Here is a 20,753-nt window from a genome sequence, read left to right as displayed (position 1 = left end):
TCGTTGACACACTGACGGGTACGGATCGGTATCCGGGAGCCAGGAGACGAGATGCACAGTCACGGGTACGCGAACGGGTTCAAGACGTTCGGACTGTTGGTGGGAATGTCGGCGCTGATCGTCTTCATCGGCGCGCTGTTCCAGAACCCCACGATCTTGTTCCTCTCGATCCTGCTCGCGGTCGGGATGAACGCGTACGCCTATTTCAACAGCGACAAGCTCGCGCTGCGTGCGATGCATGCCCAGCCGGTGAGCGAACTCGAGGCGCCGGTGATCTACCGGATCGTGCGGGAGCTGGCCACCACCGCGCGCCAGCCGATGCCGCGGCTTTATGTCAGCCCCACCAACGCGCCGAACGCGTTCGCGACCGGCCGTAGTCCACGCCACGCGGCAGTGTGTTGCACCAGTGGCATCCTGCAGATTCTCGACGAACGCGAGCTGCGTGCGGTGCTCGGCCACGAACTCTCGCACGTCTACAACCGCGACATCCTGATCTCGTCGGTCGCGGGCGCACTCGCCGCGGTCATCTCTGGGCTGGCGAACTTCGCGTTCTACGCCTCGATGTTCGGCGGCAATCGCGAGGGCGGCAACCCGTTCGCCATCTTGCTGGTCTCGCTGCTCGGCCCGATCGCGGCGACGCTGATCAAGCTGGCGGTTTCGCGGTCGCGCGAGTACCAGGCCGACCAGTCCGGCGCCGAACTCACCGGCGATCCGCTCGCGCTCGCGTCCGCGCTGCGCAAGCTCGAGCGCGGCACCCAGGCCGCGCCGCTGCCGCCGGAGCCCAAGATCGCCGCGCAGTCGCACATGATGATCGCGAACCCGTTCCGGGCCGGCGACAAGATGAGCCGGATGTTTTCCACGCACCCGCCGATGGCGGAGCGGATCGAGCGGCTCGAGCGGATGGCCGGCGGGCCGCGCAACTACCGGTAGTTCACGAACTGCAGCGCGATCCCGAAATCCTCGTTCTTCAGCAGCGCGATCACGGCCTGCAGATCGTCGCGCTTCTTGCTGCTGACCCGCAGCTCCTCGCCCTGGATCTGCGCCTTCACGCCCTTGGGGCCGTCGTCGCGGATCTTCTTGGAGATCTTCTTCGCGTTCTCCGAGGTGATGCCCTGGACCAGGGTGCCGGTGACCTTGAACACCTTCCCGGACGCGGCGGGCTCGCCGGCATCGAACGCCTTCAGCGAAATGTCGCGGCGGATCAGCTTCTCCTTGAACACGTCGACGGCGGCCTTGACGCGCTCCTCGGAGTCGGCGGTGATGACTATCGCCTCTTCGCCCGACCAGTCGATTCCAGCGCCGGTGCCACGGAAGTCGTAGCGCTGGGTCAATTCCTTGGCGGCCTGGTTGAGGGCGTTGTCGACCTCCTGGCGGTCGACCTTGCTCACCACATCGAACGACGAATCGGCCACAACAGCTCCTCATACTTGCGTTGATCGGGAGCGCCGAAACCGGCGCACGGGGACGTTTCACGACGCTAGCAAGCGGTGAGTCATGGTTCGACCACCCGGTTTGCATCGCGGGTGTGGGTTCGTTGTATTCTGCTCTGCGCGTCGGGAACGACCGGGAAACCGGTGAAATCCACGCGAACGGCAGATTGCCCGAGCGGCCAATGGGAGCGGACTGTAAATCCGTCGGCTTATGCCTACGTAGGTTCGAATCCTACATCTGCCACTCGAAGGCCCCGGTTGTCGATGACACCCGGGGTCTTCGCTTTCCAGCGGTGAACCCGGCCGGGAGGCGAGATTGAAAAGGGCGCTGACCTCGCGGTTTGGCGCGCAGGCTCCAGTCTGTGTAACCTCTTGAAGGCTTCGAACGCACCCTGGAACGGGTTGAACCGAATCAGGTGCGAGCGAAGCCATGCCCCCTTAGCTCAGTCGGTAGAGCGTTTCCATGGTAAGGAAAAGGTCAACGGTTCGATTCCGTTAGGGGGCTCGCTGGATTGCGGTGCCGGGTCAACTCGGTGCCGAAAAGGGCAAGGCGGTGTAGCTCAGTCGGTAGAGCAAACGACTCATAATCGTTGTGTCGCCGGTTCAAGTCCGGCCATCGCTACAAGAGACTAACGAATCGATCGCCCACGGCACCGAAAGTTCCGGGGCCGATCAGTAGAGGCGAAAGAAGGCGTGTCGTGGCTTCCTCCACCGATGTGCGGCCCAAGATCACCTTGGCCTGCGAGGTGTGCAAGCACCGCAATTACATCACCAAAAAGAACCGTCGTAATGACCCGGATCGGCTCGAACTGAAGAAGTTCTGCCCGAACTGCGGCACTCACCGGGCGCATCGCGAATCTCGCTGAGCCCAACCCGACGGCCCCCTGGCGAGAACCCGGTATCTCTCTCCCTCGCCGGGGTAGATAAGGGGATCCATCAAACGTGAACAGCGTCTCAGAGAACTCTGTGCAGACTCGGGCCGCCGACGTCCCGGGTGACCCGGCGGCACACGCGTTGAGCATGGTTGGTCATCACTACCGCGTCGAGGACCACTACGAAGTGGGCCGCGAGAAGGTGCGCGAGTACGCGCGGGCCGTCCAGGATTATCACCCGCTGCACTGGGATGAGAACGCTGCGCTCGAGCATGGTTACAACGGACTGCTCGCTCCGCTGACCTTCATCTCCCTGGTCGGCATCCTCGCCCAGCGCAAGCTGTTCGAAAACGTCGTCACCGGCTACGACCTGAGCCAGATCATGCAGACCGATCAGGTGCTCGAGTTCCACAAGCCGATCGAGGCGGGCGACAAACTCACCTGCGACGTCTATCTCGACTCGTTCCGGCAGTCCTCCGGCGCCGACATCATCGTGACGAAGAACGTCGTCACCGATCAGCATGACAACCTGGTGCAGACCACCTACACGACGTTGGTCGGGCGCACCGGGACCGAGGTCGACGAAAACATCGCCGCCAGCGTGCACGACGTGGTCATGCACGGCGTCGGTGCAGAGGCGCCGGAAACCGTGCCGGTCGGCGGTCCGAAACCCGTCGCCGAGCCGAAGCGGGCGCCCGCGAAGAAGCCGAGTGCGTTGGTGCGCGCGTTCGATTCGGTCGCGCAGGGCGACGAACTGCCGCCGCGGATCGTGCGGCTCACCCGCGGCGATCTGGTGAACTACGGCGGTGTCTCGGGTGATGCCAACCCGATCCATTGGAGCGACGAGATCGCGAAGTTGGCCGGTCTGGACAACGTCGTTGCCCACGGCATGCTGACCATGGGTCTCGGTGCCGGCTTCGTCACGTCCTGGGCAGGCGATCCCGGCGTGGTGAAGGACTACAGCGTTCGGTTCACCAGTCCGGTGAAAGTGGATCCGCGCCAGGCCGCCGAGGTCGAATTCACCGGCCGGATCAAGTCGGTCGATCCCGAATCCCGGACCGCCGTGATTGCGATCGTTGCGAAGTCCGCCGGACGGAAAATCTTCGGTCGGGCCACTGCCACGGTTCAGCTGGCATGATCGAGTATGTGACCACCGCGATTTCGGCCGGGCGCGGACGGTAACGTACACTAAAGCTTCTGGGGACACTCAGCGCTGCGCGCTGCCCGACCGACCTGTTCCGGGTCGAGGGGTGGCGCGTGTGTTGTGTGATCGCAGAGTGGCCGGAACAGGCCGTCGTCCGGACGCGATCCGACGGCACGGTCCGGCCGAAGGGGCGTAGCTCAACTGGCAGAGCAGCGGTCTCCAAAACCGCAGGTTGCAGGTTCAAGTCCTGTCGCCCCTGCCCTTGGTGTCAGCGACTGAGAGGATCGAAGTGAGCGACGAGCGAGACACGCTCGACGGTGGTTCGGACGGCAAACGCCGGTCCGCCGCCGACGCAAACGGAAATTCCGAATCCTCGGTCAATCGGCCGAGTGGGAAACGCGCCGCCCGTCGGACCCAAGAAGAGGGTTCGGTAGCGGTCGCTTCAGCCACCCCGAAGTCGAAGGCGTCGACTGCCGCTGCCGACAAGAAGCCGAAGAAGGTCAAGACCGAAGGTCGGGGCAACCCCTTCAAGCGGTTGCGAAAGTTCCTGCGCGAGGTCGTGGCCGAACTACGCAAGGTGATCTGGCCGAATCGCAAGCAGATGATCACCTACACGAGCGTGGTGCTGGTGTTCGTGGTCTTCATGGTCGCGTTCATCAGCGGATTGGATTTGGCGTTCATCAAGGGCGTCAGTTGGTTGTTCGGCTAGCCGGCGGTGATCCCGCAGGACAGGCAGGAACATGACGCGGTGCGCGCCCGGCGCGCCCGAGATGCACGTTGACGACACGAGGAGCGAGTGCCAAGTGAGCACCCCGGAGAACGGCGAACTGAACGAGGCCGTGGCGGACGACGCCACGGCCATCGAGGGGTTTGTCGACGAGAACCTGGCAGCTGACGGGGCGCAGGCCGAACAGGCGGACGCGTCCGACACCACCGACGCCGACACCGCTGACGCCGGCACCGAGGTGTCCGAGGACGCCGCCGAGGCCACCGAGGTCGCAGCAGCGCCGGTCGACGAGCCGGTGGACGAGGTTGCCGCGTTCAAGGCGGAGATGCGACTGAAGCCAGGCGACTGGTACGTCATCCACTCGTACGCCGGATACGAGAACAAGGTGAAGTCCAACCTCGAGAACCGCGTGCAGAACCTCGACGTCGGTGACTACATCTTCCAGATCGAGGTGCCGACGGAACAGGTCACCGAGATCAAGAACGGCCAGCGCAAGCAGGTCAAGCGCAAGGTGTTGCCGGGCTACATCCTCGTTCGTATGGAACTGAACAACGAGTCGTGGGCGGCGGTTCGCAACACTCCCGGCGTGACCGGGTTCGTTGGCGCGACGGCCAGCACGCAGGCCTCCGGTGGCCTGACCCAGCGTCCGACTTCGCTGTCGATCAACGAAGTGATCAAGTTCCTGCTGCCGGAGTCCGCGCAGAAGAAGCCGGCAGCCGCCTCGGGCGGCACCGGCGAGGCCGGTGGCGAGACCGCGGCCAAGCCCGCGATCGAGGTCGATTTCGAGGTCGGCGAGTCCGTCACCGTGATGGACGGACCGTTCGCGACGCTGCCCGCCAGCATCAGCGAGGTCAACGCCGAGCAGCAGAAGCTCAAGGTGCTGGTGTCGATCTTCGGCCGCGAAACGCCGGTCGAGCTCGCCTTCACCCAGGTCGCCAAGATCTAACCCACGGGGGCTCCGCCCCCGTGCACCCCCAACCCCTCGGAGGCTCCGCCCCCCTGGACCGAAGACTTGCAAAACGCAAGACCCCAACCAAGGAAACGAAAGATGCCCCCCAAGAAGAAGAAGCTCGCCGGGATCATCAAGCTTCAGATCCAGGCCGGCCAGGCGAACCCTGCCCCTCCGGTGGGTCCCGCGCTCGGTCAGCACGGCGTAAACATCATGGAGTTCTGCAAGGCCTACAACGCCGCGACCGAGTCGCAGCGTGGCAACGTGATCCCGGTCGAGATCTCGGTCTACGAAGACCGCACGTTCGACTTCAAGCTCAAGACCCCGCCGGCCGCGAAGCTGCTGCTGAAGGCCGCCGGTGTCCCCAAGGGCTCGGGTGAACCGCACAAGACCAAGGTTGCGAAGGTGACCATGGACCAGGTGCGCGAGATCGCCAAGACCAAGCAGGAAGACCTCAACGCGAACGACATCGAGCAGGCCGCGAAGATCATCGCCGGCACCGCGCGCTCGATGGGGATCACCGTCGAGGGATAACTCCGCGCTCGTGCACAGTCGACGAGTCATCGAACTCCCGATCGCGCACGGCTGCACCTGTGGGAGGGCCGGCCAGGCCCGAAACCACAACCGAACGAACGAGAACGGATAGCAAGACATGGCAAAGCAAAGCAAGGCCTACCGCGCCGCGGCAGAGAAGATCGACGACACCAAGCTCTACAGCCCGCTCGATGCAGCGAAGCTGGCCAAGGAAACCGGGTCGACCAAGATGGACGCGACCGTCGAGGTCGCGGTTCGGCTCGGCGTCGACCCCCGCAAGGCCGACCAGATGGTGCGCGGCACCGTCAACCTGCCGCACGGCACCGGCAAGACCGCTCGCGTGATCGTGTTCGCGGCCGGCGAGAAGGCCGCCGAGGCCGAGGCTGCCGGCGCGGACGCCGTCGGCGCCGAGGATCTGATCGAGCGGATCCAGGGCGGCTGGCTCGACTTCGACGCCGCGATCGCCACCCCGGACCAGATGGCCAAGGTCGGCCGCATCGCGCGTGTCCTCGGCCCGCGCGGCCTGATGCCGAACCCGAAGACCGGCACGGTCACCGTCGATGTGACCAAGGCGGTCAACGACATCAAGGGCGGCAAGATCAACTTCCGCGTCGACAAGCACTCCAACCTGCACTTCGTGATCGGCAAGGCGTCCTTCGACGCCACGAAGCTGGTGGAGAACTACGGCGCCGCGCTGGACGAGATCCTGCGTGCGAAGCCGTCTACCGCCAAGGGCCGCTACGTCAAGAAGATCACCGTTTCGACTACCACCGGACCGGGCATCCCGGTGGACCCGAACCGGACTCGCAATCTTCTCGAGGACGGCGCCGAGTAGGCAACCGCATCAACAGCGGTACCGAATCAACGGCGAGGGCCGGCACGGATCACTCCGTGCCGGCCCTCGCCGTTTGTGTCGGTCCTCAGCCGCGCGTGAAGTTCTTCAGCAGCTCGCCCGAGATCTCCGGCAGCAAGGGAGCCGGCAGGTCATGGCCCATGCCTTTGATGACATGCAGTCGCGCGCCCTCGACCGCTCGCGCCACCGCACGCCCGCCGGCCGGGCGGATGAGCGGATCGGCGCTGCCATGAATAACGACGGTGGGTGCATCGATCCGGCGGCTGTAGCCGAGCAGGCTGCCCGAACCGGTGACGGCGGCGAACTGCCGCACGACTCCGGCCGGGTAGTAGCTGCGGTCGTAGTCGCGTGCGGCGCGCTCCGCGAGGACCTCGGGTGCTTCCGGGAATTGCGGGCTCCCGATGACCTGCCGGGCGCGCACGCTCTGCGCAATCACCTGCTCGCGGGTCGGGTTCGCGCCCGGGCTGGCGAGCAGCGTCCGGATCGCCGCGACGCTCGGCGGTGGCAAGAGAGGTTGGTTGGTGCTGGAGAACACGATGCCCAACGAGCGCACCCGCTCCGGATACTCGGCGGCGAACACCTGGGCGATCATGCCGCCCATCGATGCTCCGACGATGTGCGCGGCCTCGATGTCGAGGTGGTCGAGCAGGCCGACCGTGTCGGCGGCCATATCCGCGACCGTGTAGGGCACGGTGCTGGCGCGGCCGAGCTGGCTAACGCCCATGCGCAGCAACGTCGAGCCACCGACCCGGACGCCGTGCAGTTTGCTGGACAGTCCGATATCGCGGTTGTCGAAGCGGATCACCCGGTACCCGCCGTCGACGAGGGCGGCGCAGAAGTCGTCGGGCCACAACGTCAGCTGCGCGCTGAAACCCATGATCAGCAGGACGGCGGGGCGGTCGGGATCACCCATATCCTCGTAGGCGAGCTCGAGGCCGTTGGCGGCCGCCTTGCCGCGCCGGATATCCGGAATCGTCATGTGCACAGTTCTACACGGCTCGTTTTGGCAGTTCGCCCACCGAGCCGCTATGCTCTACCACGGTGTTCGAGCCATCGAACGCCGACCCAATCACGTTCTACCCAAGACCGTTGGTCACCGTGCTCACGCGCGGTTGAAGGTCCGGAAACATCCGGCGGCCCACGCAGGTGATCGAGGTAGGGATATCGCCCGCCTTGCGCGGGCTGTGTATCTCCTGAGCCCCGGTGCGCCCTGCGCCCGGGGCGTTTGCTTTTTCCGCCTTCCTCCGGTCCGCCCGTAGAGCATCGGTCCCTAGCGGACCAGACCGTCAAGAGAGGAGGCGAAGTATGGCAAAGGCTGAGAAGGTCACCGCGGTTGCGGAGATCGCCGAGCAGTTCAAGGGCTCCACGGCGGCAGTCGTCACGGAATACCGTGGCCTGTCGGTCAGCAAGATCACCGAGCTCCGTCGCGCGCTCGGTGCCGGCGCTACGTACTCCGTCGCCAAGAACACCCTGGTCAAGCGTGCAGCCACCGAGGCTGGCGTCGAAGGCCTCGAGGACTTGTTCGTCGGCCCGACCGCCATTGCGTTCATCGCAGGCGAGCCGGTCGACGCGGCGAAGGCGATCAAGACCTTCGCCAAGGACAACAAGGCTCTCGTCATCAAGGGCGGGTACATGGACGGCCGCGCGCTGTCCGTGGACGAGGTCAACAAGATCGCGGACCTCGAGTCCCGCGAGATCCTGTTGGCCAAGCTCGCCGGCGCGATGAAGGGCAACTTGGCAAAGGCCGCCGGCCTGTTCGCCGCTCCTGCTTCGCAGGTGGCCCGCCTGGCCGCCGCGCTGCAGGAGAAGAAGGCTGCCGAGGCCGAGGGTGCTGCTGCTCCCGCCGCCGAGGCGACCACCGAAAGCTGATCCGCACCAAGCGCATCACGACACCAATCCCGGTCGCGGATCGCCGACAGGGACTTACAAGGAAGGACCGCCACTATGGCGAAGCTCAGCACTGACGAGCTGCTCGACGCGTTCAAGGAACTGACCCTGCTCGAGCTCTCGGAGTTCGTGAAGGCATTCGAGGAGACCTTCGAGGTCACCGCCGCTGCCCCGGTTGCCGTTGCTGCCGCGGGTGCCGCCCCGGCCGCCGCCGAGGCCGCCGAGGAGCAGGACGAGTTCGACGTCATCCTCGAGGGTGCCGGCGACAAGAAGATCCAGGTCATCAAGGTCGTTCGCGAGATCGTCTCCGGCCTGGGCCTGAAGGAGGCCAAGGACCTCGTCGAGAGTGCGCCGAAGGCGATCCTGGAGAAGGTGGCCAAGGACGCCGCCGACGCCGCCAAGGAGAAGCTCGAGGCTGCCGGCGCGAAGATCAGCGTCAAGTAATTGGTGTTCCGGCGCTTTTGCGCCGGAACGTCGCACTGCTGTAAACGGCAGGGTGGCTCCCATATCGGGAGTCGCCCTGCCGTTTTCGTGTCTTCCGGGTTTATCCACATGGTCGCCGGTCCACATTGTCCACGAAGCCTACTGTGCAGTAAGTTATCGGGGACCCGGGACGCACCGTCGCGCATTGATACCGCTGTGCACGAAGTTACTTGTCAGTAGCGCCGAGCGAAACACCGCACGGCCATACGCTAGAGTGACGCGAACCATACCGGGGGTAAGGATTCGTGGGCGGCCGCAATGGCTGAATCGGGCGGAGGAAGAGCGTGGGCGTCGAGGTCAGCACCCATCACGTGACGAAGCGATTCGGTTCGCAGACGATTTGGCAGGACGTGTCGTTGACGTTGCCTTCGGGTGAGGTGTCGGCGTTGCTGGGTCCGTCGGGTACGGGTAAGTCGGTGTTTTTGAAGTCGTTGATCGGTTTGCTGCGCCCGGAAGAGGGCTCGATCATGATCGACGGCACCGATATCACGACGTGTTCGCACAAGGAGCTTTACGAGATCCGCAAGCTGTTCGGTGTGCTGTTTCAGGATGGCGCGTTGTTCGGGTCGATGGATTTGTATGACAACGTGGCGTTCCCGTTGCGTGAGCATACGAAGAAGTCGGAGTCCGATATCCGCAAGGTCGTGATGGAGAAGCTCGAGCTGACGGGTTTGTTGGGGGCGGAGAACAAGCTGCCGGGTGAGATTTCCGGTGGTATGCGTAAGCGGGCGGGGTTGGCGCGGTCGTTGGTGTTGGATCCGCAGATCATTTTGGTCGATGAGCCGGACTCGGGTCTGGATCCGGTGCGGACGGCGTATTTGTCGCAGTTGTTGATCGATATCAATGCCCAGATCGACGCGACGATTCTGATCGTGACGCACAACATCAACTTGGCGCGGACGGTGCCCGACAACATCGGGATGTTGTTTCGTCGGCAGTTGGTGATGTTCGGTCCGCGTGAGGTGTTGTTGACCAGTGCGGAGCCGGTGGTCAAGCAGTTCATCAATGGTCGGCGGTTGGGGCCGATCGGGATGAGCGAGGAGAAGGACGAGTCGCAGATGGCCGAGGAGCAGGCCATGGCGGATGCGGGTCATCATCATGGTGGCGCGGAAGAGGTTACGGGGATCATTCCGCAGATCAAGGCGACGCCGGGGATGCCCGAGCGCAAGGCTGTGGGCCGGCGCCGGGAGCGGGTCCGCCAGATTCTGAACAACCTGCCGCCGGAGGCACAGGCCGCCATCCAGGACAGCCTCGACCACGACGAGGACGATATGTACGACGGCGATTCCGGCGCGGTCACCGCGGCGATTCCAGTCGGGGTCGGCGGGATCGAGTATTCCTCGTCGGGCGCGGGCAGGTAACCGGATGGCGAACGGCGCTCAATCAGGATTCATGCGACCGATCAATGCCGGCCTCGCCCAGGCCGGCAATATCTTTGAGCTCTTCATCGACGTGTTTCGCAAGATTTTCGTGCGGCCATTCCAGTGGCGTGAGTTCATCGAGCAGTCCTGGTTCATTGCGAGCGTGTCGATTCTGCCGACCGCGCTCGTCGCCATTCCGTTCGGCGCCGTGGTCTCGCTGCAGACCGGCTCACTCATCAAGCAACTCGGTGCCGAGTCGTTCACCGGCGCGGTGAGCGTGCTCGCCACCGTGCAGCAGGCGGCCCCGGTCGTGACCGCGCTGTTGATCGCGGGCGCCGCGGGTTCGGCGGTCGCCGCAGACCTCGGTTCGCGAACGATTCGCGAGGAGATCGATGCCATGCAAGTCCTCGGCATCGATCCGATCCAGCGGCTCGTCGTCCCCCGCGTACTCGGGATGGTGCTCGTCGCAGTCTTGCTCAACGGACTGGTGTCCGTGGTCGGCATCGCCGGCGGCTACTTCTTCAACGTCTGGCTGCAGGGCGGAACCCCCGGCGCGTACCTGGCGTCGTTCTCCGCGCTCGCGCAGCTACCCGACCTCTACGTCGGCGAGCTCAAGGCGGCGATCTTCGGCCTGCTCGCCGGCGTTATCGCCTGCTACAAGGGCCTGCACCCGGGTGGCGGGCCGAAGGGCGTCGGTGAAGCGGTGAACCAGTCGGTGGTAATCACCTTCCTGGTGCTGTTTTTTGTGAACCTCGTGCTCACCCTGGTGTACCTGCAGGTCGTCCCGGCGAAGGGGGCGTGACGCGATGACCGTCGCCCACGGTCGCTACGACCGCGCACTCGCACGCACCAGGGACGTCGTGCGCGCACCGCTGAACGTGCTCGATCGCGCCGGCGAACAGATGTCGTTCTACTCACGCGCCATCGCCTGGACGCCGCGCACCCTGCAGCACTACCGCAAGGAAACGCTGCGCCTGCTCGCCGAGGTCACCTTCGGCAGCGGCGCGCTCGCGGTGATCGGCGGCACGATCGGTGTCATCCTGCTGATGTCCGGCGCAGTCGGCGTCGTCGTCGGCCTGCAGGGCTTCGCCGCCCTCGATCAGCTCGGTAGCTCGGTGCTGACCGGCTTCATCACGGCCTACGTCAACACCCGTGAACTAGCGCCACTGGTCGCCGCGCTCGCCCTTTCCGCCACGGTCGGTTGCGGCTTCACCGCGCAACTCGGCGCGATGCGGATCTCCGAGGAGATCGACGCCCTCGAGGTCATGGCGATCCCGAGCGTGCCGTTCCTGGTGACCACCCGGGTCATCGCCGGCTTCATCGCGGTGATCCCGCTCTACATCGTCGGGCTGTTATCGGCGTTCCTGGCGTCGCGGCTGGTCAGTACGTTGTTCAACGGGCAATCGAGCGGGTCCTACGACCACTACTTCAATCTCTTCCTGCCACCGCAAGACGTGCTGTACTCCTTCGCGAAGGTGCTCATCTTCGCGTTCGTGATCATCCTGATCCATTGCTACTACGGCTACCACGCCACCGGCGGCCCCGCGGGCGTCGGCGTCGCGGTGGGCCGGGCCGTTCGCGCCGCGATCGTGGTGATCAACGTGCTCGACTTCTTCCTCAGCCTCGCGCTCTGGGGCACGACCACCACGGTGCGGGTGGCCGGATGATCCGCTCTGGGTCGACGCTCGGAACGCGCCTACTCGGTCTCGCGTTCTTCCTGATCGTCGCGCTGTTCATCTGGTTCACGATCGCGGTGTACAACAAGACGTTCCAGGACGTCGTGAAGGTCGACCTGATCACCGACAGCGTCGGTAATGCGCTGCCGCTGCACGCCGACGTGAAGATGCGCGGCGTGCTCGTCGGCGAGGTCCGTTCGGCGGAGCCGGACGGTCCGAAGGTCAAGGCCGAGATGGCACTGAACCCCGAGCAGGCGCAGGAGATCCCGTCCAACGTCACCGCGCGGCTGTTGCCCAAGACCCTTTTCGGCGAGCGCTACGTCGATCTCGTCGTACCCGCGCAACCGAGCGGAACGCCGATCGCCGCCGGTGACACGGTCGTGCAGGATGCGAGCGGGAACGCCGTCGAGGTCGGCCGGCTGCTGGACAGCGTGCTGCCGCTGCTGCAGGCGGTCCCGCCGCAGGACCTGTCGACCACGCTCGGTGCGCTCGCGCAGGCCTTGGAGGGGCGCGGCGAACAGCTCGGTGTCACCATCGACCGGCTGGAGGAGATTTTCCGCGGCGTCAATTCCGAGATGCCGAACCTGCAGGCTGCGCTGCAGAGCTTCGCGACCGTCTCCGAGACCTACGCCGACGCCGCGCCACAGCTGGTCAGCGCGCTGAACAATTTCCGGACGACGAACGCGACGATCGTGCAGATGCGCCCACAGATCGACACGCTGCTCGCCAGCCTGACCGCGACCGCGCCGACGGTGACCGACTTCCTGACGGCCAACCGCGACAACATCATCTCGATCGCGGCCAATTCGAACGAGACGTTGTCTCTACTGGCCACCTATTCGCCGAGCTTCGGCTGCACGCTGGCAAACTTCGCCCAGCTCAAGCCGCGCATCGACGAACTCATGGGGCAGGGGACCGCGCACACCGGTCCGCATGTCTCGATCGAGCTGACCAATCCCCGCGGGCGATACCTGCCCAATCAGGACGAGCCGCGCTGGTTCGATACCCGCGGTCCGTGGTGCGAGCCCGAGCGACCACTCGGGGTGGATCCGGGTCAGTACCCGGGCGGGTCGATCAACGACGGCTCCTACCAGCCGCCCACGCGTAACCCCGGCGCGGAGCCCACGCAGTACCCGATTCCGCAGTTCGCCACGATGCCGGCCACGGTGATCGGCTCGCCGATGGAGCGCGAGAGCCTCTCCGCCGTCTATGGCGGTGCGACCGGGCTTGCACCACAAGACATTCCGGAATGGACCACCGCGATCGGGGCACCGGCGCTCCGCGGACAGGAGGTGAGCGTTCGATGAGGGGCTTGACCGGACCGTTGGTCAAACTGGTCATCTTCATTGTGGTCACGCTGTTCTTCACCGGCGTCCTGTTCATCTCCATTGCCAACTACGGCGGTGGCGGTACCTCGTTCAAGGCGCGGTTCGCCGACGTGACGTCGCTGAACAAGGGCGACGAGGTGCGCATCGCCGGTGTGCGCGTCGGCAAAGTGACCAAGATCGGGATCGTCGACAAGCGCGAGGCCGAGGTCGAATTCCAGATCAGCGACCGGGATTGGCTGCCGGCCAGCACCACGGCCACCATCCGGTACCGCAACCTCGTCGGGCAGCGCTACATCGCGCTCGAGCAGGGCTCCGGGCAGCAGGGCTTCAAGCTGACCGACGGCGGCACGATTCCGCTCGACCACACCAAGTCCGCGGTCAACCTCACCACGCTGTTCAACGGCTTCCGGCCGCTGTTCCAGACGCTGAGCGCAGACGACGTCAACAAGCTGTCATTCGAGATCATCCAGGTCTTCCAGGGTGAGCGCGGCACGATCACCGATCTGGTGCGCGACACCGCGAGCCTGACGAACAAGATCGCGGACAAGGATGCGGTCATCGGAGACCTCGTGAACAACCTCAACATCGTGCTCGAAACCGTCAATCAGCGCGACGACGAGCTGAACGATCTGATCATCAAGACCGAGCAGCTCGTCAGCGGGCTGTCCGCCGACCGGAACACAATCGGCGATTCGATCACCTCGCTGGCGAACCTGACCAGCGCGACCGCCGACCTGCTCGAACCGACCCGGCCGTCGCTGCAGGGTGCGATCGCGGGCCTGAACGAGCTCACCGGTGAGGTGAGTTCACGCGAGGTTGAGGTGAACCAGGCGCTCACCAACCTGCCGGTCAAGCTGGACAGGCTCGGCGCCGCCGCCAGTTACGGATCCTGGTTCCAGTTCTATCTGTGCGGTATCGACATCGTCATCGGACCCGGTGACAAGGACGCTCCGCAGCTGAATCTGCCCACCGGCCTGCCGACGGTGAACGCAGCGCTCTATACGAACGCCGCGCCCCGGTGCAACCAGGGCGGTGGCCGGTGATCGAGCAGAGCCGCAGAAGCGCAACCTCGATCGGTGCCATCGGCGTGTTCATGGTGCTGTTGGTGACGTTGTCGATGTTCTTCCTCGATTCGCTGCCGATCCTCGGCGCGGGCACGAAGTACACCGCCGAGTTCACCGAAGCCGCCGGGCTGCGTGAGGGCGACGAGGTACGCATCGCGGGGGTCAAGGTCGGCACGGTTTCCGGCATCAAGCTCGACGGTGATCGCGTACTCGTCGATTTCCGCACCCGGAACGCCTGGGTCGGGAACCAGACCACCGCGGCGATCGAGATCAAGACCGTGCTCGGCCTGAAGTACCTCTCGCTCGATCCCGGCGGGGACGACCATGCCAGACCCGGTTCCACCATCCCGCTCAGCCGGACGACCTCGCCCTACGACGTCATCGACGCGTTCAGTGCCGCGGCGTCCACGATCGGGGACATCGACACCGACCAGCTGGCCAACAGCATGGTGGTGCTCTCGGACGCGTTCGCCGACACGCCGCCCGACATCCGCAGCTCGATCGACGGGGTCACCCGGCTGTCGGAGACGCTGGCCAAACGCGATCAGGAGTTGAAGAAGCTGTTCGCCGCGACGAAGCAGACCACCCAGGTGCTCGCCGATCGCAATGCCGAGTTCGAGCAGCTGCTCGCGCGCGGTGGTGAATTGCTCGCCGAGCTGAACACTCGCCAGCAGTCGATCTCGATATTGCTGGACAGCACCCGCCGGCTCAGCACCGAACTCAGCGCCTTCGTGCACGACAACGAAGAGCAGATTCGGCCGACGCTGGCCAACCTGCGTGCCGTGGTGGACATCCTCGACCAGAACCTGCAGAACGTGAACGAGACACTCGACAGGGCGGCGCCGTTCTACAGCATCTACGCCGACGTGCTCGGCAACGGCCGGTGGTTCGACGCGGTCGTCGTCAACCTGACCCCGCCGGGACTGCCGGACAAGATCATCACCGATCGTCCGCCGTTCCGTCAGCTCGGGGGTAACTGATGGCGAGCGTGCAGAACCACTCGACGAATGAGCGCAGCCGGGTGCGCCGCTGGTTGCCGGTCGCGTTGATCGTCATCGCGGCCATCGTGGTTGCCAGCGTGGGATGGTGGGTGTTCAGCCGGATGAACACCACCAAGATCACCGCGTACTTCGACCGCTCGGTCGGCATCTACGAGGGTTCGGAGGTGCGGATCCTCGGCGTCCCGGTCGGCTCGGTCGAGTCGGTCGATCCGCAGGGCGATCAGGTCAAGGTCGTGATGAGTGTCGATCGCGGCTACGACGTTCCCGCCGATGCGAAGGCCGTGCAGATCACCCCCTCCGTGGTCGCGGACCGCTACATCCAGCTCACGCCGGCCTACTCCGGCGGGGAGAAGATGGGCCGCAAGGCCACCATCGCGCGCGAGAACACCGCCACCCCGGTGGAGGTCGACGAGCTGTACTCCAGCATCGCGAAGCTGTCCGACTCGCTCGGCCCGAACGGCGCGAACGCCAACGGTGCCGTGTCGGATCTACTCAATACCAGCGCAGCCAACCTCGGCGACAACGGAAAAGCGTTGGGGGACAGCATTACCCAGCTTTCCCGCGCATCGAGGTACCTGTCCGACGCGCGCGGTGACATCTTCGACACGGTCAAGAACCTGCAGACGTTCGTCAGCATGCTCGCGGCCAACGACGCTCAGGTGCGTGAGTTCAACGCCCAGCTCGCCGACCTGAGTACCTTCCTCTCCGGCGAACGACAGAATCTCGGCGAAGCGCTGAACCTGCTTTCGGTGGCGCTCGGCGATGTCGCGCGGTTCGTGAACGACAACCGCGATCAGATCCAGGGCAACGCGGACGCGCTCATCGACCTCACCCAGACGCTGGCGAACCAGAAGGACAACGTGGCCGCCGCGCTGCCGGTGCTGCCGGTCGCGCTGAGCAACCTGGTGAACGTGCACGACGCGGAATCGGGCACGCTCGACATGCGCGCGAACATCCCCGAAATCGCCGAACCTCTCGGCCTGGTGTGCAAGCTGATCGACGTCGGGAAGCTCAAGCCGGGCGACCCGCAGTTCGAAGCTCTCGGCAAGGCTTTCCGGCCGATCGTGGACACCTGCACCGCGCTCACCGACCAGATCGCCGCCGGTATCAAGACGCCGTCGCTGAACCTGCCCTTCGGGATCCTGAGCAAGGAGAACGAGCAGCGCGATCCGGTTCCGGGAACCGTCCCCGGCAACCCGTCACCACGTCAGACCGACGGTGTCGCACCGTCCGAGCAGGGGGGAGGCAACTGATGCGCGCTCGCCTCCGCATCGCCTCGCTCGCCGTCGGCGCAGGTGTCGTCTTCTCGGCCGCCACCGGCTGCTCGAGCGAGGGCGTCTACGGTTTTCCGCTGCCTGGTGGCACCGACGTCGGCTCCGACCCGATGCACATCCAGATCGCCTTCGACGACGTGCTCGATCTCGTGCCGCAGTCCGCGGTCAAGGTCGACGGTGTCGCCGTTGGTCGAGTCGAGGACATCGGCGTCGGTGCAGATGGTTGGACGGCGACCGTGTCGACGGTCATCCAGTCCGAAGTCGACCTGCCGGCCAATGCCGTCGCGCAGGTCAAGCAGACCAACCTGCTCGGTGAGAAGTACATCGAGCTCGCCCCGCCCGCCGCGGACCCGTCCCCGGAACGGCTCGCCGATGGCGACGAGATCGGGATCGACCGAACCGGCCACGCGACCGAGATCGAACAGGTCCTCGGTGCGCTGTCGTTGCTGCTCAACGGCGGTGGGGTGGCTCAGTTGCAGCCGATCATCGCCGAGCTGAACAACGCGCTCGGTGGCCGCGAACCGCGGGTGCGGTCGCTGCTCGAGCAGGCCAACACGTTGATCGGCGGCCTCGACGAGCAGGTCAACTCGATTACCAGGGCGATCGACGGGCTCGACACACTCAGCGCCCGCGTGGCCGATCAGAACGAAGAGATCGGCAAGATCCTGGACGAGCTGCCCAAGGGTGTGCAGATCCTCGAGGAGCAGCGTCCGCAGCTCGTCGCGCTGCTCGCCCAACTCGACCGGCTCGGCCAGGTCGGCTACGACGTGATCAACACGTCCAAGGACGACCTGATCACCGACCTGCGTTCGCTGCGGCCCACGTTGCAGGCGCTCGGTGCCGCGGCCCCCGATCTGGTGACCGCGTTCCCGCTGATTCCCACCTACCCGTTCCCGGACTCGGTGTTGCCCGCCGCGATCGGCGGTCAGGTCAACACCTGGCTGTCCGTCGACCTCCAGATCGGCACCACGTTGAGCAACCTCGGTGTCGGCAAGCCGGATCCGGTATATGTGCCGCCGGTCGGTCCGCAGCCGAATATCAATCCATACAACCCGTACTACAACGGCAATGGCCCGACGCCCGGCTGGCCGACCATCTCGCTGGTGCCGTTGCCACCGATCGTGCCCGCGGCGGCGCCGGCCGCGGCGCCGCTCGATCCGCTCGGTTCGCTCCTGGAGAAGTTGGGCGGTGGACCCCGATGAAAACGAAACTCGTTCGGTACCAGTTGATTGCGTTCGTCGTCGTGGCGGTGCTCGGCATCGTCTACGTCGGTGCGCGCTACGTGCGCCTCGACAACCTGCTCGGCTTCGGGCAGTACACCGTCACGGTGCAGATGACGACATCGGGTGGTTTGTACCCCCAGTCCGAGATCACCTACCGGGGCGTGCCGGTCGGTCGGGTCGGTGCGCTGCGCCTCACCGACGACGGACTCGTGGTGGAGGCGAAGCTCGACAACGGCGGGCCGGATATCCCGGCGTCGACCAAGGCGGTCGTTGCCAACCGCTCGGCAATCGGGGAGCAGTACCTCGATCTGCAGCCGACGACCGACGAGGGCCCGTACCTCGAGGACGGCTCGGTGATCACCGCGGACAACACCACGACGCCGCTGCCCGTCGAGGAGGTCATCCGCAGTGTCGATTCGTTCGCACGTTCGGTGCCGCTCGACGATCTGCGCACCACGATCACCGAGCTCGGCACCGCGTTCGACGGCAAGGGCGACGACCTGCAGGTGCTCGTCGACTCGCTGAACAGTTTCACCGAGACCGGTATCGAGACACTGCCGGAGACGCTGCAGCTGATCCGCGACGGTCGCATCGTGCTCGACACCCAGGCCGAGCAATCGGATTCGATCCGCGCCTTCAGCGACGGCCTCGACAAGGTCACCGCACAACTGCGCGACAGCGATCCCGACATTCGGCGGCTGATCGGGACGGGCACCGATTTCAGCGACCAGACGTACGCCCTGTTGCAGGAGAGCGGACCGGCGCTGACCGAGAACCTCACCAACCTGAACGAACTGACGACGGCGGTGGCGCCGAAGGCGTTCAACCTGAAGCCGCTGCTGCAGCTGCTCCCGGGTCTGTCCATCGGTGGTTCGTCCACCGCGCCGGGCGACGGCACCACGCATTTCGGGCTGGTACTCGAGACCAACAACCCGATCGCGTGCACCCGCGGTTACGAGAGCACCTACGAAGAGCTCCGGCAGCTCAAGGCGCAGAACCCGGACTTCGATGACACCCAGGACAACTTCCCGTTCAACACGAAGGCGGGATGCAAGGTGCCGCAAGGTAATCCGACGTCGGTGCGCGGCGGCGCGCGCGCGATCTACAGCGACCCGCAGGTGCCGCAGCCCTGGGACGACACGCCGAAGACGATGCCGGACACGCTGAACCTCAGCCCGGCGGCGGAGCAGCTGGCCGTGCTGCTCGGGGTCACCCCACGATGAGTGCGATGACCGGACCGAACCGACTCGTCAGTAAGATGTCGGTGTGACCGACCCAGCTGTGCCCGCCTCACCGCCCGACCGGAAAGGCTCGCTTCCGCAGATCCTCGCCGTCACCGTAGCCGCCGTCGTGGCGCTCGCCGCGCTCGTGGGAGCCGGCTGGTTCGGCTATCAGTGGGCGACCGCCGACAAGCAGATCGCCGATACCCGGGACGCCGCGCTCGATGGTGCCCGGCAGGCCGCGATCAACCTCAACTCGATCAACCCCGACGATATCGAGGGCAGCGTCGCGCTGATGGAGTCCTCGACGACCGGGGACATGCACGACCAGATCGAGCAGAACCGCGATCAGGTCGCCCAGCTCGCCGGACAGAGCAAGGCGCGCCTCGATGCCGAGGTGCTCAGCGCCGCGCTGACCGAGCTGAACACCGACGACGACAACGCCAAGGCGCTCGTCGTGGTCGCGCAGACCAGCACCTACCCGAACCAGCAGCCGACGAAGCAGCGCGTCACCTGGACGCTGGATCTCAGCGAATCCGACGGCGTCTGGAAGGCCGCACAGGCCACCACGATGGGCCAGCCTGTGCTGCTCGAAGGCCGGGCCGCCGGTAGCGCACCGGCCCCCGCCGATACCCCCGCGCCGGCCGACACGCCCGCGCCCGCCGAAGAAGGTGGGCCGTAGGTCCGTCGCAGTTTCGACGAACCTACGTATCGAAGGAGTAGTTCCCAGTGCCACCGAATCGTCGGGTGAATCAGCCCGGTCCCGCACGTCGACGCCCGAAGATCGCCGGCACCGGCCGGTCGATCGCACCGCAGCCTCCGGAGCAGACGCCTTCGCCGGCACCGCAGGGCGCCGCCGAGGTTCCCGTGCAGCAGGCTCCCACGCGGCCGCAGGCGGCCCCCGCCGTCGAGGCGGCGGTCGAAGCCGCCCCGACGCCCGAAACCCGGCCGGCCCCCGCGCCGGAACCGGCGGCGCCGACCGCGCAGCCGGAAGCCGTCGGGTTCGCCGAGCCGCCGGCCGACGTCGCGCCGCGGGCCGCGGACGCCCCGCGACGGCGGCGGGATCCGCTGCAGCTGGCCGCTCTCGGCTTTGTCGTGCTGCTCGTGCTGATCGGTATCGCCACGGTGGCAGGCAAATTCGCGCTCGACCGGTCGATCTCGAACCAGGCCTACGTCGACACGGCCGCGACCGAAGAGGTGAAGGCGGCCGCGGAAAACGCGCTGACGACGATCACCGCCTACAAATTCGACGACATGGACGGCTGGGCCGATCGGTCGCACCAGGTGCTCAACGAGAAGATGCAAGGCGAGTTCGATAAGACCGTCGAGGTGACCAAGTCCGCGGCGCAACAGTCGAAGACGAGCACCGAGACCAAGATCGACCCGACCGGTGTGACGCTGATCGACGGCGACCATGCCGAGGTACTCGCCTTCATGAATGTCAGCGTGACCAACGACGGGGTCGCCCAGGGCAGTTCTTCGGGCCCGCAGCTGGCCCGAATGGAAAAGGTCGACGGGAAGTGGCTGCTCGCCGACATCGTCCTGGACTGAACGGGGTCGCAGACATCGGCGGCAAAACACGGGCGCTAAGCCTTGACGTCGGCAAGCCGAAGCGTCACTCTATTGGCACGAACATGCGAGAAATTGTGGACTGTGCCCCGGTGACCAGCGTCGAGATCAGCACGGACCCGTACTCGGATGCTTTTCATGCTGCCCGGCTGGACACA

General features: G+C 65.5%; 22 protein-coding genes and 4 tRNA genes. 24 read left to right on the top strand and 2 right to left on the bottom strand.

Annotated features, from left to right (window positions below):
* The first annotated feature begins 51 nt into the window (after positions 1-51).
* Positions 52-930: a zinc metalloprotease HtpX gene (gene htpX / locus OG921_RS00530; protein WP_266110395.1), complete on the top strand. Its 879-nt coding sequence runs from the start codon at positions 52-54 to the stop codon at positions 928-930.
* On the opposite strand, the gene OG921_RS00525 is transcribed toward htpX, so the two are convergent.
* A complete protein-coding gene (locus OG921_RS00525; RefSeq protein WP_266110394.1) occupies positions 921-1,412 on the bottom strand; it encodes a YajQ family cyclic di-GMP-binding protein in 492 nt (163 codons plus the stop codon). The genes htpX and OG921_RS00525 overlap by 10 nt on opposite strands.
* Before the next feature lie 179 nt (positions 1,413-1,591).
* Here OG921_RS00525 and OG921_RS00520 point away from each other — a divergent pair.
* The 10 genes from OG921_RS00520 (at position 1,592) to rplA (ending at position 6,491) form a co-directional block, all read left to right on the top strand.
* Positions 1,592-1,674 (top strand) — tRNA-Tyr (locus OG921_RS00520).
* A 188-nt stretch (positions 1,675-1,862) separates the two neighbouring features.
* Positions 1,863-1,935 (top strand) — tRNA-Thr (locus OG921_RS00515).
* A gap of 44 nt (positions 1,936-1,979) precedes the next feature.
* Positions 1,980-2,052: transfer RNA gene (locus tag OG921_RS00510), tRNA-Met, on the top strand.
* Positions 2,053-2,128: 76 nt separating this feature from the next.
* A complete protein-coding gene (gene rpmG, locus OG921_RS00505) occupies positions 2,129-2,296 on the top strand; it encodes a 50S ribosomal protein L33 (protein WP_068278012.1) in 168 nt (55 codons plus the stop codon).
* A gap of 76 nt (positions 2,297-2,372) precedes the next feature.
* Positions 2,373-3,440 carry a fused (3R)-hydroxyacyl-ACP dehydratase subunits HadA/HadB gene (locus OG921_RS00500; protein WP_323182627.1) on the top strand — a complete coding sequence of 356 codons (1,068 nt, stop codon included), beginning with the start codon at positions 2,373-2,375 and terminating at the stop codon, positions 3,438-3,440.
* A 192-nt stretch (positions 3,441-3,632) separates the two neighbouring features.
* Positions 3,633-3,705: transfer RNA gene (locus tag OG921_RS00495), tRNA-Trp, on the top strand.
* Between the two features lie 30 nt (positions 3,706-3,735).
* Positions 3,736-4,155 (top strand): preprotein translocase subunit SecE, encoded by a 420-nt coding sequence (secE, locus tag OG921_RS00490; RefSeq protein ID WP_266110393.1) that lies wholly within the window; start codon positions 3,736-3,738, stop codon positions 4,153-4,155.
* 94 nt (positions 4,156-4,249) lie between these two features.
* Positions 4,250-5,119 carry a transcription termination/antitermination protein NusG gene (nusG, locus tag OG921_RS00485; protein ID WP_266110392.1) on the top strand — a complete coding sequence of 290 codons (870 nt, stop codon included), beginning with the start codon at positions 4,250-4,252 and terminating at the stop codon, positions 5,117-5,119.
* A gap of 102 nt (positions 5,120-5,221) precedes the next feature.
* Positions 5,222-5,656, top strand: a complete 435-nt coding sequence (rplK, locus tag OG921_RS00480) for a 50S ribosomal protein L11 (protein ID WP_266110391.1) — start codon at positions 5,222-5,224, stop codon at positions 5,654-5,656.
* Positions 5,657-5,774: 118 nt separating this feature from the next.
* Positions 5,775-6,491, top strand: coding sequence for a 50S ribosomal protein L1 (rplA, locus tag OG921_RS00475; protein ID WP_266110390.1), 717 nt, complete (start codon positions 5,775-5,777; stop codon positions 6,489-6,491).
* 85 nt (positions 6,492-6,576) lie between these two features.
* Here rplA and OG921_RS00470 read toward each other — a convergent pair whose 3' ends face one another.
* Positions 6,577-7,488, bottom strand: a complete 912-nt coding sequence (locus tag OG921_RS00470; protein WP_266110389.1) for an alpha/beta fold hydrolase — start codon at positions 7,486-7,488, stop codon at positions 6,577-6,579.
* Positions 7,489-7,814: 326 nt separating this feature from the next.
* Between OG921_RS00470 and rplJ the strand changes: the two genes are divergently transcribed.
* The 13 genes from rplJ to OG921_RS00405 all read left to right on the top strand — a co-directional run bounded on the left by rplJ (position 7,815) and on the right by OG921_RS00405 (position 20,577).
* Positions 7,815-8,378 (top strand): 50S ribosomal protein L10, encoded by a 564-nt coding sequence (gene rplJ, locus OG921_RS00465; RefSeq protein ID WP_266110388.1) that lies wholly within the window; start codon positions 7,815-7,817, stop codon positions 8,376-8,378.
* Positions 8,379-8,453: 75 nt separating this feature from the next.
* Complete coding sequence (rplL, locus tag OG921_RS00460) at positions 8,454-8,840, top strand: 50S ribosomal protein L7/L12 (RefSeq protein ID WP_266110387.1); 387 nt, start codon at positions 8,454-8,456, stop codon at positions 8,838-8,840.
* Between the two features lie 323 nt (positions 8,841-9,163).
* Positions 9,164-10,240, top strand: coding sequence for an ABC transporter ATP-binding protein (locus OG921_RS00455; RefSeq protein WP_266110386.1), 1,077 nt, complete (start codon positions 9,164-9,166; stop codon positions 10,238-10,240).
* A 4-nt stretch (positions 10,241-10,244) separates the two neighbouring features.
* Entirely contained in the window at positions 10,245-11,042 is a 798-nt protein-coding gene (locus OG921_RS00450; protein ID WP_266110385.1) for an ABC transporter permease, read from the top strand.
* 4 nt (positions 11,043-11,046) lie between these two features.
* Positions 11,047-11,907: an ABC transporter permease gene (locus OG921_RS00445; protein WP_266110384.1), complete on the top strand. Its 861-nt coding sequence runs from the start codon at positions 11,047-11,049 to the stop codon at positions 11,905-11,907.
* Positions 11,904-13,223: an MCE family protein gene (locus tag OG921_RS00440; protein WP_266110383.1), complete on the top strand. Its 1,320-nt coding sequence runs from the start codon at positions 11,904-11,906 to the stop codon at positions 13,221-13,223. Before OG921_RS00445 ends, OG921_RS00440 begins: the two co-directional genes overlap by 4 nt.
* A complete protein-coding gene (locus OG921_RS00435; RefSeq protein WP_266110382.1) occupies positions 13,220-14,287 on the top strand; it encodes an MCE family protein in 1,068 nt (355 codons plus the stop codon). The genes OG921_RS00440 and OG921_RS00435 overlap by 4 nt, the downstream gene beginning before the upstream one ends.
* Positions 14,287-15,288: an MCE family protein gene (locus tag OG921_RS00430; protein WP_266110995.1), complete on the top strand. Its 1,002-nt coding sequence runs from the start codon at positions 14,287-14,289 to the stop codon at positions 15,286-15,288. The genes OG921_RS00435 and OG921_RS00430 overlap by 1 nt, the downstream gene beginning before the upstream one ends.
* Positions 15,288-16,562: an MCE family protein gene (locus OG921_RS00425; protein ID WP_266110381.1), complete on the top strand. Its 1,275-nt coding sequence runs from the start codon at positions 15,288-15,290 to the stop codon at positions 16,560-16,562. Before OG921_RS00430 ends, OG921_RS00425 begins: the two co-directional genes overlap by 1 nt.
* Positions 16,562-17,785 carry an MCE family protein gene (locus tag OG921_RS00420; protein WP_266110380.1) on the top strand — a complete coding sequence of 408 codons (1,224 nt, stop codon included), beginning with the start codon at positions 16,562-16,564 and terminating at the stop codon, positions 17,783-17,785. Before OG921_RS00425 ends, OG921_RS00420 begins: the two co-directional genes overlap by 1 nt.
* Complete coding sequence (locus OG921_RS00415; RefSeq protein ID WP_266110379.1) at positions 17,782-19,029, top strand: MCE family protein; 1,248 nt, start codon at positions 17,782-17,784, stop codon at positions 19,027-19,029. The genes OG921_RS00420 and OG921_RS00415 overlap by 4 nt, the downstream gene beginning before the upstream one ends.
* Positions 19,030-19,072: 43 nt before the next feature.
* On the top strand, positions 19,073-19,708 hold the full coding sequence (locus OG921_RS00410; RefSeq protein WP_266110378.1) for a hypothetical protein: 636 nt from the start codon (positions 19,073-19,075) through the stop codon (positions 19,706-19,708).
* A 47-nt stretch (positions 19,709-19,755) separates the two neighbouring features.
* Entirely contained in the window at positions 19,756-20,577 is an 822-nt protein-coding gene (locus OG921_RS00405) for a hypothetical protein (RefSeq protein ID WP_266110377.1), read from the top strand.
* Positions 20,578-20,753: the final 176 nt, after the last annotated feature.

Origin of the sequence: Aldersonia sp. NBC_00410, from assembly GCF_026342035.1 — a bacterium.
GTDB lineage: Bacteria > Actinomycetota > Actinomycetes > Mycobacteriales > Mycobacteriaceae > Aldersonia.
Note: the sequence above shows the minus strand (reverse complement) of the source record. Positions and strands in the feature narration are given on the sequence as shown.